Annotated in this window: 13 protein-coding genes; 6 read left to right on the top strand and 7 right to left on the bottom strand. The window is 72.9% G+C overall.

The window, feature by feature from the left end; translation table 11 throughout:
* Nucleotides 1-24: 24 nt before the first annotated feature.
* The 3 genes from ABS735_RS15805 to ABS735_RS15815 form a co-directional block, all read right to left on the bottom strand.
* Nucleotides 25-1,251, bottom strand: coding sequence for a cytochrome P450 (locus ABS735_RS15805; RefSeq protein ID WP_373905536.1), 1,227 nt, complete (start codon nucleotides 1,249-1,251; stop codon nucleotides 25-27).
* Between the two features lie 73 nt (nucleotides 1,252-1,324).
* Entirely contained in the window at nucleotides 1,325-2,050 is a 726-nt protein-coding gene (gene pepE, locus ABS735_RS15810; RefSeq protein ID WP_373905535.1) for a dipeptidase PepE, read from the bottom strand.
* 33 nt (nucleotides 2,051-2,083) lie between these two features.
* Nucleotides 2,084-2,926 carry an IclR family transcriptional regulator gene (locus ABS735_RS15815; RefSeq protein ID WP_373905534.1) on the bottom strand — a complete coding sequence of 281 codons (843 nt, stop codon included), beginning with the start codon at nucleotides 2,924-2,926 and terminating at the stop codon, nucleotides 2,084-2,086.
* A 131-nt stretch (nucleotides 2,927-3,057) separates the two neighbouring features.
* On the opposite strand from ABS735_RS15815, the gene ABS735_RS15820 reads away from it, so the two are divergent.
* The 5 genes from ABS735_RS15820 to ykgO all read left to right on the top strand — a co-directional run bounded on the left by ABS735_RS15820 (nucleotide 3,058) and on the right by ykgO (nucleotide 7,183).
* A complete protein-coding gene (locus ABS735_RS15820) occupies nucleotides 3,058-4,011 on the top strand; it encodes a DUF1177 domain-containing protein (protein WP_373905533.1) in 954 nt (317 codons plus the stop codon).
* Between the two features lie 2 nt (nucleotides 4,012-4,013).
* Nucleotides 4,014-5,399 carry a cytosine permease gene (locus ABS735_RS15825; protein WP_373905532.1) on the top strand — a complete coding sequence of 462 codons (1,386 nt, stop codon included), beginning with the start codon at nucleotides 4,014-4,016 and terminating at the stop codon, nucleotides 5,397-5,399.
* Nucleotides 5,396-6,733 (top strand): M20/M25/M40 family metallo-hydrolase, encoded by a 1,338-nt coding sequence (locus tag ABS735_RS15830; protein ID WP_373905531.1) that lies wholly within the window; start codon nucleotides 5,396-5,398, stop codon nucleotides 6,731-6,733. The genes ABS735_RS15825 and ABS735_RS15830 overlap by 4 nt, the downstream gene beginning before the upstream one ends.
* A 119-nt stretch (nucleotides 6,734-6,852) precedes the next feature.
* Complete coding sequence (gene rpmG, locus ABS735_RS15835; protein ID WP_019330754.1) at nucleotides 6,853-7,017, top strand: 50S ribosomal protein L33; 165 nt, start codon at nucleotides 6,853-6,855, stop codon at nucleotides 7,015-7,017.
* A 43-nt stretch (nucleotides 7,018-7,060) separates the two neighbouring features.
* The gene (ykgO, locus tag ABS735_RS15840; RefSeq protein WP_114533933.1) at nucleotides 7,061-7,183 is read left to right on the top strand and encodes a type B 50S ribosomal protein L36; all 123 of its coding nucleotides are present in this window, start codon (nucleotides 7,061-7,063) and stop codon (nucleotides 7,181-7,183) included.
* A gap of 79 nt (nucleotides 7,184-7,262) precedes the next feature.
* Here ykgO and ABS735_RS15845 read toward each other — a convergent pair whose 3' ends face one another.
* Nucleotides 7,263-9,176, bottom strand: a complete 1,914-nt coding sequence (locus ABS735_RS15845) for a TerD family protein (protein WP_373905530.1) — start codon at nucleotides 9,174-9,176, stop codon at nucleotides 7,263-7,265.
* A gap of 147 nt (nucleotides 9,177-9,323) precedes the next feature.
* Between ABS735_RS15845 and ABS735_RS15850 the strand changes: the two genes are divergently transcribed.
* On the top strand, nucleotides 9,324-10,400 hold the full coding sequence (locus ABS735_RS15850; RefSeq protein ID WP_373906205.1) for a polyprenyl synthetase family protein: 1,077 nt from the start codon (nucleotides 9,324-9,326) through the stop codon (nucleotides 10,398-10,400).
* 5 nt (nucleotides 10,401-10,405) lie between these two features.
* Here ABS735_RS15850 and ABS735_RS15855 read toward each other — a convergent pair whose 3' ends face one another.
* Genes ABS735_RS15855 through ABS735_RS15865 form a run of 3 tightly spaced genes read right to left on the bottom strand, consistent with a single transcriptional unit; the run spans nucleotide 10,406 to nucleotide 12,624 of the window.
* Entirely contained in the window at nucleotides 10,406-11,245 is an 840-nt protein-coding gene (locus ABS735_RS15855; protein ID WP_373905529.1) for an urease accessory protein UreD, read from the bottom strand.
* Between the two features lie 10 nt (nucleotides 11,246-11,255).
* Entirely contained in the window at nucleotides 11,256-11,951 is a 696-nt protein-coding gene (ureG, locus tag ABS735_RS15860; protein WP_373905528.1) for an urease accessory protein UreG, read from the bottom strand.
* Nucleotides 11,941-12,624 carry an urease accessory protein UreF gene (locus ABS735_RS15865; protein WP_373906204.1) on the bottom strand — a complete coding sequence of 228 codons (684 nt, stop codon included), beginning with the start codon at nucleotides 12,622-12,624 and terminating at the stop codon, nucleotides 11,941-11,943. The genes ureG and ABS735_RS15865 overlap by 11 nt, the downstream gene beginning before the upstream one ends.
* Nucleotides 12,625-12,630: the final 6 nt, after the last annotated feature.

The following is a 12,630-nucleotide window of genomic DNA, read 5'->3' on the forward strand; positions in this document are numbered from 1 at the left end:
GCGCGCCGGCCGTCAGGCCACGGGTCATCGGGCCACGGGTGTGAAGCGCACCGGCAGCGACTGCGGGCCCCGGGTGAACACGCCCCGCTCCACCACTTCGAACCCGTCCTCCGTGCGCAGGTCGGGCAGGGCGTCCAGGAGCTGTCCGACCCCGATCTCGACCTCGGCCTTCGCCAGCAGCGCCCCGACGCAGAAGTGCCGGCCGAGCGCGAAGGCGAGATGGTCGGCGGCGGCCGAGAAGGCGGTCGTCGCGGTGAGGTCGTCACGCATGATGTCGAAGCGGTCCGGGTCGCGGTAACGGCTCCCGTCCCGGTTGGCCGCGCCTATCAGGCAGGTGACGGTGGCACCGGCGGGTATCGTGCCGCCGCTCAGCGTGACGTCCGTCGCCGTCTGACGCATGATCATGTGCACCGGCGGGGTGTAGCGGAGCGTCTCGGCGAAGGCACGTGGAATCAGACTCCGGTCCTCGCGCACGGCCGCCAACTGCTCCGGATGCGCCAGCAGGTTGGCGAAGATGCCGGCGATCGCCTTGTCCGTGGTCTCACCGCCCGCCGCGAGCAGCAGGCTGCAGAAGGCCTTGATGTCCTCGTCGCTCATCCGGACCCCGTCCACCTCCGCGGCGCACAGCGTGGACAGCAGGTCGTCGCCCGGCCTCTCGCGGCGCTGCCGGATGATCGGGAACATGTACTCGGCGAACTCCACCCGGGTGCGCGCACCGGCGGCGGCGACCTCCTGGTCCCCCGAGAGGTTGCCCAGGAACGCGATGACCGACGTGTACCAGCCGTGGAACCGGTCGTGGTCGGCCTTGTCCAGGCCCAGCATGTCCGCGATGACGTTGACGGGGAACCGGGTGGCGTAGTCGGTGACCAGATCGGCGCGGCCGGTGTGCCGGAAGGCGTCGATGAGCTCACGGGAGTTGCGCTCGATCACCGGCAGGAACCGCTCCTGGAGGTCGGCCCCGCGGAAGGCCGGGGCGACCAGGGCACGCCGGACCGCGTGCTCCCGGCCGCTCAGCTGGAGGATCGTCCTGCCGTGCACGGGTTCGATCTGCCAGTCGTAGTTCTCGGTCGTGAACTGACCGCCGCGGTCCTTGAAGACGCGCTCGACGTCCTCGTAGCGCGAGACGATCCAGCTCTGAGTGGCCTCGTGCCGGATGAGGGGCGCGCTGTCCCGCATCGTCCGGTAGACCGGATACGGGTTCGCCGCGAACTCGGGGGAGAGGATGTCGGGTACCTGCTGCGCGGTGGACATGGGGCTCCTCGGTCGACAACGGCCTTGCCGCACCAGGCTATTGTCGACGAGGCGCCTTTGACAGACCGCTTTGTCAGTCGCGGGTGTCGAACTCGGACCGGACGTCGAGCAGTTCGGACAGGTCCGAGCCCACCGCGCACTCGCGCGGCTCCGCGCCCCGCCGGAACAGCCGGGCGTCGCGCTCGCCGCCGAGCACGGCCCGGTCGCCCTCGACCCGCAGCCAGGAACCCTCGCGCAGGCCCAGCACGGGAACGTCGTTCTCCTCCAGGAACTCCCTGAGCCGCTCCTCGCGGGTCTCGCCCTTGTGCGTCGAGTCGGGGTCCGGGTCGAGGTAGTGCGGATTGATCTGGAACGGGACCAGGCCGAGCGTCTCGAAGGACGGCGGCTCGACGATCGGCATGTCGTTGGTGGTGCGCAGCGAGGGCGCCGCCATGTTGGTCCCGGCGCTGGCACCCATGTACGGCAACCCGTCGGCCACGCCCTTGATCAGCGCCTCCCGCAGCCCCGTGCGGTACAGCGCGGAGAGCAGCCGGAAGGAGTTGCCGCCGCCGACGAACACGGCGTCCGCCTCGCCGAGCCGGGCGAGCGGATCGCCGCCCTCGTGCACGCCCCGCACCTCGATCCCGGCGTCGGTGAGCGCGCCCCGGACCCGGGCGGTGTAGGCGTCGTGGTCGGCGAGCGCGTACGGGACGAAGGCCAGCCGGGCCCCGGCCGGCAGGAAGCCGGTCACGGTGTCGAGAGCGTGTTCCAGGTAGCCGCGGCCGTGCTGGGTGGAGTTGGACAGGAGCAGGAGATTCACGGGGTCGGTCCTCGCAGACGGTGGATCGGTCGGTCAGGCGGTGGGGGACGTGCGTGGTGAACGCGGACGCCGGTGGTGCTGGGGCGGATGCGTCAGGCGCTGCTCCAGCAGCCGGACGGCGCGGTGCAGCACCTCCAGCCGGTCCTCGGGCCCCTCGGGGAAGCGCTCCTTGGCGGCGCCGAGGCTGAGGCTTCCGTAGGGCTCCGAGCCGAGGAACACCGGCATGGCGACCGTGCCGATGCCGGCGTCGTACTCGCCGACCGTCCACGCGTAGCCCTGCGCGCGGACGGTGCGGAACTCGCTCTCCAACTGGTCCGGGTCGGTGACCGTGCGCTCGGTGAAGCGCGCCATCGGGCGCCCGCGGAAGAGCCGGTGGCGCTGCTCGTCGGGCAGGAAGGCGTAGAACGACTTGCTGGTGGCGCCCGCGTGCGCCGGGTACAGCTCGCCGACCAGCGGGTAGTAGCGCAGCGGCCCCTCCTCGCCCTCGACGGCGGCGACACAGCGCATGTGGAAGCTGTCGGGCAGGCAGAAGAGCACCGTGTCACCGGTGGCGGCCCGCAGCTCCTGCAGCACCGGTTCCGCGAGCAGCTCCAGGGAGCCCGAGCGTTCCCAGAGGCGGCCCAGGCGCAGGGCGGCCGGGCCGATCCGGTAACGGCGGGTCGCCGGGTCGGAGACCAGGAAGCCGCGGCCCGCGAGCGTGGACAGCAGCCGCTGGGCGACCGAGGTGTCCCAGCCGAACTCCGCGGCGATCTCGGTGACGCCCCAGTCCGGACGGGTGCGCTCGAACGCCAGCAGCACCAGCAGGGCGCGGTCGACGGTCTGCAGCGCCCCGGCCGGCGTCCTGCGGTCCACGGGCTCGACGGATCGACCGGGCATGACGGCTCCTCTCCCTCGCATCTCACCATTCAGACCCGTATTGCAGATAACGGGAAACAGTTGCGGACAACGCTAGTCGATCCCGAACCTGCTGTGAGCACCGCCCCCGGTGCGGATCAGGAGAACTGCCCATGTTGAAGTACGTCCTGGACCTCGTGGATCTGCTCGACGATCCCGACGTCGACGGCAAGCGCGTCGCCGCCCACCTCGACTCCGTGGCGGGCCCCGAGGGCTCCGGCGCCGAGGTCACCACCGTCACCGGCGAGCGCGGCTCGACGGACTTCGTGCTCGTGCGGATACCGGGCCGGGCCGGCCGTACCAGCGGCGGTGCGGCGCGGACGCTCGGCGTGGTGGGGCGGCTGGGTGGCGTCGGGGCGCGACCGGAGGCGGTCGGCCTGGTCTCCGACGCGGACGGCGCCGTCGCGGCGCTCGCCACCGCCGCCAAGCTGCTCGACATGCGCCGCCGGGGCGACGTGCTCGACGGTGATGTGATCGTGGCCACGCACATCTGCCCGACCGCGCCGACCGCGCCGCACGACCCGGTGCCGTTCATGGACTCGCCCGTCGACATCGCGACCATGAACCGGCACGAGGTCACCGGCGAGATGGAGGCCGTGCTCTCCGTCGACACCACCAAGGGCAACCGGATCATCAACCACAAGGGCCTCGCCCTGTCGCCCACCGTCAAGGAGGGCTGGGTGCTCAAGGTGAGCGAGCGGCTCGGTGAGCTGCTGGCCGTGGTGACCGGTGAGCCCTTGGTCACGTACCCGGTGACCACCCAGGACATCACCCCGTACGGTAACGGTGTACACCACATCAATTCGATCCTGCAGCCGGCCACGGCGACGGCGGCTCCCGTCGTCGGCCTCGCGATCACCTCCGCGGCGGCGGTGCCCGGCTGTCAGACGGGCGCCAGCCACGAGACCGACATCGCGGCCGCCGCCCGGTTCGCCGTCGAGACCGCGAAGGCCTACGGCGGCGGACAGCTCGACTTCCACGACGACCAGGAGTTCGACGCCCTCGTGTCCCGCTACGGCTCGCTGACCCGGCTGCAGACCCTCGGCCGCGAACCCGGGGGATCGTGATCATGACCACGCACAAGAACCCCGCCGGAGAAGCGGCCACCGGAGCCGTGGGCAGCGACGACTACGCCCTCTCCCGCGTCCCGCGCGACAAACGGCTCGGCTTCTGGACGATGCTGCTGCAGTGGCTCGCGCAGTCCGGCTCCATCTCGCAGTTCACCCTCGGTGCCACCATCGGCGTCGGGATGACGTTCGGCGACGCGTTCCTCGCCTTCACCCTCGGCGCGGTGATCCTCGAGGTCGTGATCTTCGCGATCGGCCTCGCCGGCATGCGCGAGGGTCTGGCCACCCCGCTGCTCACCCGCTGGGCGGGCTTCGGCCGCAACGGCTCCGCGCTGGTCAGCCTGGTCATCTCGGTCAGCCTCGTCGGCTGGTTCGGCGTACAGAACACGATCTTCGGCGACAGCGTGTCCGCGCTCGTCGGCGGTCCCTCCTGGCTGTGGTGCACGGCCGCCGGTGTCGCCATCACCGTGCTGGTGATCTTCGGCTTCCGGTACATGGCCGTCTTCGCGAAGATCGTCACGCCGCTGTTCTTCGCCATGGTCGCCTGGTCGGTCACCGACGCGCTGAGCGACCACTCGTTCTCCGAGCTGATCCACTCCCCGGCGCCCGGCGAGACCATCCCGCTCGCCGTCGCCGCGACCGCCATCGCGGGCGGCTTCATGACCGGCGCGATCGTCTCCCCGGAGATGACCCGCTACAACCGCAAGGGCAGCCACGTCTTCCTGCAGAGCGCCTCGTCGATGATCCTCTCCGAGTACATCGTCGGTCTCACCGGCGTCCTGCTCGGCCACATGGTCGGCAGCGGCCAGGTCTCCCAGATCGTGCTCTCCACCTCCGGCGTCTTCGGCGTGCTCGTCGTCCTGATGTCCACCGCGAAGATCAACGACTGGAACCTGTACGGCTCCTCGCTCGGCGTCGTCAACTTCTTCCAGGTCGTCTTCGGCAAGCGCGTGCACCGCGGCGCGGTCACCATCGTCCTCGGCATCGCGGGCACCCTGCTCTCCGCCGTCGGCATGATGACCCACTTCACCGACTTCCTGTCCGTGCTGGGCGTCGCCATCCCGCCGGTGGGCGGCATCATCGTCGCCGAGTACTGGGTGGTGCGCCGCATGCGGGCACCCCTGGACGCCACCCGGGAGTCGGGCACCCTGCCCGCCACCTCGCCGACCTGGGTGCCGATGTCCCTGGTCATCTGGGCCGTCGCCTTCTGCGTGGGCAAGTTCTACGACGGCGGCATCCCCGCCCTGAACTCCCTGCTGACCGCCTTCGTCCTCTACTGCGTCCTCGGCCTCGCCGGCTGGGTCAGGACGTACGGCACCACGGCCCTGGACGACACCACCGAACCCACCCCGGCCGCCTCCGGCACGGCCACCGTAGGAGCACCGTGAGCACCACCGTCCCCGGCCCCGTTCCGGACGTTCCGGCCTCCGAGGAGGCGCAGCGGGAAGCAGTCGACCTGTGCGCGGAGCTGATCCGCTTCGACACCTCCAACCCGACCAGCGACGAGCGCGCCTGCGCCGACTGGGTCGTGGACAGGCTCGCCGAGGCCGGCATCGCCTCCGAACTGGTGGAGAGCGCCCCGGGCCGCGCCAACGTCGTCGCCCGCATCCCCGGCACCGACGCCTCCCGCGGCGCGCTGCTGGTCCACGGCCACCTGGACGTCGTACCGGCCGACCCGGCCGAGTGGCGGGTGCCGCCGTTCTCCGGGGAGATCCGCGACGGCTACCTGTGGGGCCGCGGCGCGATCGACATGAAGGACACGGTGGCCGTGATGCTGGCCACCGCCCGGCACTTCGCCCGCACCGGCACCCGGCCCGCCCGCGAGATCGTCCTCGCCTTCCTCGCCGACGAGGAGGCCGGCGGCAAGTACGGCGCCCACTGGCTGGTCGAGCACCGGCCCGACCTGTTCGCGGGCGTCACCGAGGCGATCGGCGAGGGCGGCGGCTTCAGCTACGCCCTGGACGACACCCGGCGCCTGTACCCGATCGAGAACGCCCAGCGCGGCATGGCGTGGATGGAGCTGACGGCCGCCGGGCGTGCCGGGCACGGGTCCTCCCCGAACGACGAGAACGCCGTCACCGACCTCGCCGAGTCCCTCACCCGCATCGGCCGGCACACCTTCCCCGTCCGGCTGATCGAACCGGTGCGCGCCCTGCTCGCCGAGGCCGCCCGCCTCCAGAGGGTCGACCTCGACCTCGACGCCGAGGACCTGGACGCCGAACTGGCCAAGCTGGGCCATGTGGCCGACTTCATGCAGGTCGTGCTGCGCAACTCGGCCAACCCCACCATGTTCACGGCCGGCTACCAGACCAACGTCATCCCCGGCCGGGCCACCGCCCGCGTCGACGGCCGCTTCCTGCCCGGCCACGAGCAGGAGCTGATCGACACCATCGACGCCCTGCTCCTGCCCTCGGTGTCCCGGGAGTGGGTCAACCACGACATCGCGATGGAGACCGCCTTCGACGGCCCGCTCGTCGAGGCCATGTGCGCCGCCGTACGCGCCGAGGACCCCGAGGGCCACCCCGTGCCGTACTGCAACCCGGGCGGCACCGACGCCAAGGCCTTCACCAAGCTGGACATCCGCTGCTTCGGCTTCAAGGGGCTCAAGCTGCCCCACGACCTCGACTACGGCCGGCTCTTCCACGGCGTCGACGAGCGGGTGCCGCTGGAGGGGCTGCGCTTCGGGGTGCGGGTGATGACCCGGCTGTGGCAGGAGTGCTGAGCCGGGACTGGGGCCGGCCGGTACGCGGGGAATGCACGGGCGGGGGACGGTGTTGAGCCGGTGTGACTGACATGCGCGGGTCAGAACGGCTGCCGCGCTTTCGGTCGGAAGGAGCACCCATGGCACGCAGTACCGCACGCCCGGTCGTCAGGCTGAAGTCGACGGCGGGGACCGGCGTCACCTACGTGACGCGCAAGAACCGGCTCAACGACCCCGACCGGCTCGTCCTGCGCAAGTACGACCCGGTGGCGGGGGAGCACGTGCCGTTCCGCGAGGAACGCTGAGCGACGCGACGGCACGACGGCACGACCGAGCGAGGAGAGACCCATGAAGGTGCGTAATTCCCTGCGGTCGCTCAAGGCCAGGCCCGGCGCGCAGGTGGTGCGCCGCCGTGGCGTGACCTACGTGATCAACAAGAAGGACCCGCGCTTCAAGGCCCGCCAGGGCTGAGCGGACGCGCGCATCCCGGCCCGGCCCCGCTTCGGCGGGGGCCGGGCCGTGGCGTGTACGCGCGTGCACCCGGCTGGGATCAGTCGGCCACGTCGACGCCGTAGCCCCGGGCGAGGGCGCCGAGGCCGTGGTCGTAGCCCTGGCCGACGGCCCGCAGCCGCCAGCCCTGCCCGCGCCGGTAGATCTCCGCCAGCAGCATCGTGCGCTCGGTGGTGGCCGCGTCCAGCGTGGCCTGGACGAGGGCGGCCGCGCTGGTGCCGGGGCCGGAGACGATGTGCAGGGCGCCCACGTCGCCGAAGGCGGGGGAGCCGTCGATCGCGGCGGCGACGACGACCTTGCGGGCCGAGGGCGGCAGCGCGGCGAGGTCCACGCTGACGGTCTGCTCGGTCGGGCCGTCGCTCAGCAGCCGCACCGTGCCGCCCGGGTTCTCCGGGGCACCGTAGAAGACGAAGTCCTCGTCGAAGGAGACCTGCTCGTCCTCGTCCAGCACGAAGGCCACCACGTCGATCTCGCACGCCGTCTGCTGGGCCCAGGAAGCGGTGACCGTCCAGCGGTTCGCCGGTCCCCGCCCCTTCGGCAGGGGAAGGTCGACGACGCCACCGCGCGGCAGCACGTGGGCGGCCGCGCGCCTGCCACCCGCCCCCGACGTCTCCGTGACCACCGGTGCGACCAGCCAAGCGGCGTCATGGACGGGCAGGAGCAGCGCGGTGATCCTGGGGAGCCGGCGGTCGGTGTGGCCGCCGTCGAGGACGACCACGTCGGTGACGCCGGCGGAGAGGTTGATGGCCGCGGCCCCGCCGAGTTCGACGACGCGGGTGCGGGCGGCGACCGCGTCGGGGTGGGTGCCGCCGAGCACGAGGACCCGCCGCCCGGAGAGCGGCCCGCGCGGCTTGGCGGCGCGCTTCTTGCCGGGGTCGGGACCAGCGGCGGCCTCGCTCGGGGACGGTTCGCGTGGCGTCGGCACGGCCGGCAGCGCGGGGGAGGACGCGGGCGCCGGCTCCGGGGCGGGCACGGCTTCGGGGGTCGGCACGGCGTGCGGGGCCTGCACGGGGTCGGGGACCGCCGCCCCCTCGTGCGAGGTGCCGGGGCGGACATCGCCGAGCAGCCGCAGGAAAGCCGACTCGTCGATCACCGGGACGCCTTCGGCGCGTGCCCGGCGCGCCTTGGCCGAGCCTCCGGCGGGGTCGTTGGTGACCAGCGCACTGGTGTGCTTGCTCACCGAGGTCATCATGTTGAGCCCCGCCGCGACGCCCCGCAGCACCAGGTCCGCCCGGGCGGTACGGGTCTCCCCGGTGACGGCGACCTTCATGCCCTGCATCAGCGGCCCGCCCGTGGTGAGCCGTCCCGGGTTGCGGAAGGCGCACGGCGTCTTCGGCGGCTGCGGCGCGAACCGCGGGTCCTGCCGCGGCGGGCAGGCCACCAGGGGCAGCGGCAGGTCGAGCTCCGCCGCCTCCCGCAGCGAGGCGCGCAGCACACCGGCCAGTACCCGGGTGTCGTCCAGCGCGTCGTGCGCCTTGAGCTGGGGCACGCCGTAGTGCGCGGCGAGCGTGCCGAGCTTCAGGTCGTCGGTCGGCGGGTCGACGCGCCGGTTCAGGGCCAGGGTGCACAGCCGCCTGGCCACGGGCAGCCGCAGCCGCGCCCGCGCGAACTCGTGGGCGAGGAAGTCGTAGTCGAACTGGGCGTTGTGGGCGACCAGCACCCGGCCCTCCAGCAGCGCGCCGATCCGCCCGGCCACCTGGTCGAAGGCCGGTGCCCCGAGCAGCCGCTCGGCCGTCAGGCCGTGCACGTGCACCGGCCCCGGATCGCACCCGGGATTCAGCAGGGTCGAGAACTCCCCGGTCTGCTCGCCGTCCGGTCCCAGTGTCACCACGGCCACGGACAGCACCCGGTCGCGGCGCGGCACCAGACCGGATGTCTCCACGTCGACCAGCGCCCATTCGAAGGCGTAGTCGCGCAGGTCGGACAGTTCGGAGGCGGCAGACGCGAGAGACATGAAGGAAGGATGGAGGTATGCCCACACCTTCTTCAACTCCAACGACCATTTATCCCGGTTTGCGACGACCTCGACCCGCACCGTTCGGCACTCCGAGCCTCCTGACACACTGCGTGCGTGTCATCCGCCCCACCCCAGGAGGACTTCGTGAGCGTCGAGCGGCTGCCGGACCGGCTCGTCGGGCATCAGCGGAGGTTCGAGAAGCTCTTCGCCGAGTACTTCGACGAGCTGGGGGCGGTGCTGGAAATACCGGCGTTCAGCCGCTTCGCACCGGAGTGCCTGGAGTTGCTGCGCGAGTTGTCGATGCGGGGCGGCAAGCGGATGCGGGTGGTGCTGCTGTACGAGGCCGCCCGCCTCGTCACCGGGGAACCCGTCGAAGGGCTGGACGCCGCCGCGCTGAGCGTCGAACTGCTCCAGACCCACGGCCTGGTGCACGACGACCTCATCGACGACAGCGCCACTCGCCGGGGCGGCCCCACCACGTACTACGCCTACCGGGAGCGGTTTCCCGCGCACCCGCGGGCGGCGCTGGGGCTCACCGTGCTCGCGGGCGACCTCGCGCTCGCCCTGAGCCTGCGGGTGCTGCTGGACGCCGGGCTGCCGCTCGGGGTGCGGCAGGCCATGGTCGAGGTCCAGACGCGGGCCGCCGCGGACACCTTCGTGGGGCAGATCGTCGACCTGGAACGGGACTTCACCGACACCCCGCCGGGCGACGACGTCCTGCACGCCGTCGCCGACCACAAGTCGGCCCGCTACTCCGTCCTCGCACCCATGCGCCTGGGACTGCTGGCCGCCGGCGAGCAACCGGCCGCCCACGAGTCCGAGTTGCGCGACTACGCCCGCCTGATCGGCATCTGCGGACAGATGCGCGACGACTACCTGGACCTGTTCGGTGACGCGGAGGCGATGGGGAAGCCGACCGGCACCGACATCCGCGAGGGCAGGCACACGTACACCGTCGTCCGCCTGCTGTCCGCCGTGAGCGGTTCCGAGCGGGCCTTCGTGAACGAGGCCCTGGGCAATCATGCCTGCACCCCGGAGACCATCGCCGAGATTCGCGCGATCGGCGAGCGTGTCGGCGTCGCCGACCGGATGCGCGCCGACATGCGGCAGTACGCCGAGCAGGCCCGCCTGGTGGCGGCCCGTTGGCGGCCTCGGTGGCGCGAGGACGCCGTCGCCTTCTTCGAGATGCTGCCGCGCTGGAGCGTCGAGCGGGCCGGCTGATCCGGTCACACGGCGGCCGGCCGGAGGGCCGCGGGCTCGTGCGCGCGGCCCAGCAGACGCGCCGCCGCGCCGTCCAGCCGCCGCCGCAGGACAGCCGTGTCGGGGGCGAGAGCGCTGAACAGCATCCCCCCGCCGGACAGCTCCATGAGGGCCGTGTCGGGTTCGGGGCACGCGCCGGGAGCGGTGTCGTCGGGCGCCGGGCGGCCGGGGTCCACGACCAGGAGAGTCCCGGCCGCGGCCCGCCCCGCGGTAACGGCCGGGCCGTCCCATCCGGGCGCCGCCGGGCCCGCGCCGAGTTCCTGGTCGTAGAGCGGGCCGCCCCCGGTCTCGACGCGAACCCGCTGGCGGAACCGGCCGCAGGGCTCGCCGTGCCGGCCGAACAGCACTTCCTCACGCAGGACGAGCCGGGCGCCCGGCTCCAGCACGACCCGGGTGTCCGTGACATGCCGGCAGCCCCGGGCGGCGATCACCAGCTCCGGGAGCCAGGCCAGGGCGGCACCCGCGCCCACGTGGATGCGGACGTCCAGGCGCGACTGACCGCCGTGGGTTCCCGGCAGCAGCAGGGTGGTGGCGATCTCGCCCAGTACGAGAGCGCTGCCGGGCCCCACCCGGACCTCCAGGCGCAGCCGGTCGCCGCCGAGCGGTCCCGCCGCGCCGGCCGCGAGATGGACGCGGGCGGCGTCGGCCGTGCGGCAGACCCAGGCCGTGGCCGGGGTGGCGGCAAGCGGTGCCGTCGCGCGCAGCATCAGCGGCCACCCCGAGCGCAGCACCGAGATCCTCGTGCGGGGCCGTCCCGGTCCGCCTTGGGCGAGCTCGGTGGCCAGCCGGGCGGATGCCTCGGTCATCGCACGCTCCTCAGCCGCCGTCGGCCAGTCGTTCGCGCACCCAGGCTGTGACCCCGCCCGCCGAGGGGTCCTCGACGAGGGACAGGAAGCACACGGGCAGGTCGTGGCGTTTGGCCTTGGCGTCGCGGGCCATCACCGACAGATCGGCGTCCACCTGACCGGCGAGGTCCGTCTTGTTGACGACCAGCAGGTCGGATGCGGTCACCCCGGGCCCGCCCTTGCGGGGCACCTTGTCGCCGCCGGAGACGTCGATCACGAAGATCTGTTGGTGGATCAGGCCGTGGCTGAAGGTGGCCGTGAGGTTGTCTCCGCCGCTCTCGATCAGGATCAGGTCCAGCGGCGGCAGGCTCCGCTCCAGGTCCTCGACTGCTTCGAGGTTGGCGGAGATGTCGTCACGGATCGCGGTGTGCGGGCAGCAGCCCGTCTCGACCGCCCGGACGCGCTCGGCGGGCAGCACCCCGTTGCGCAACAGGAAGTCGGCGTCCTCGGTGGTGTAGATGTCGTTGGTGACGACGGCCAGCTGCAGCTCGTCGGCCAGCGACCGGCACAGCGCCGCGACCAACGCGGTCTTGCCGGACCCCACCGGACCGCCGAGGCCGATCCGCAGCGGCCGCCCCGGAGTCCGGGCGAGGCGGCCCGGGGCGGGAGCCGGGTGCGGGTGCTCGTGTGTGTGCTCTTCCTCGGTATCGTGACGGTCAGGACGCAAAGAGACGCACCTCCCAGGTGGCGTGCAGTTCGGCTGAGATGTCCAGCGACGGGGCACCGTACGCGGGCAGTTCGGCGGCGGGAGCGTCGGCGTGGCCGGTGGCCGCGGCGGCCAGTCGGTCGAGGTCGGGTGCCAGCCGGGCGAGAACGCCGTGCACGGCGAAGGGGTCGAGCCCCAGCAGCCGGACCGCCGCCGTGGCCGGGCCGGTCGCGGCGTCGTGCAGCGCGGCCGCCGCCGCCGCGTGCGGGCCGAGCCCCAGCGCCCGGGCCGCCGCGCCCAGGGCGACGGGCTGATGCGGACCGCCCGGCAGCGCGGCGGCGAGCGCGTCGAGCCCGGGATGGTGACCGATCGCCCGGGCCGTGCGCAGCAGTTGCCGGCCGAGCCTGCGGGAGGTGGCACGCAACGCGGGAGCCGGGGTGCGCGCCTCCAACTCGGTGTCGAGCGCGCCGAGCCGACCTTCCCCGACCGTCCCCGTCTCCGCTTCCGGCAGCCCGCCGAACGCCGCACAGGCCGCGGCGGCGAAGGCGGCGGCGGTGGCCCCACTGGTGGCGACCCGGCCGCGCAGGAACGCCTCCAGCGTGCCGGGGTCCGACACGCGCCCCGCCACGACCGCCGCCTCCAGGCCGCCGGAGTGGGCGTGACCGCCCGCGGGGAAACGCCCGTCCGCCAGCATCAGCAG

Source organism: Streptomyces sp. MMCC 100 (assembly GCF_041538145.2).
Taxonomy (GTDB): domain Bacteria; phylum Actinomycetota; class Actinomycetes; order Streptomycetales; family Streptomycetaceae; genus Streptomyces.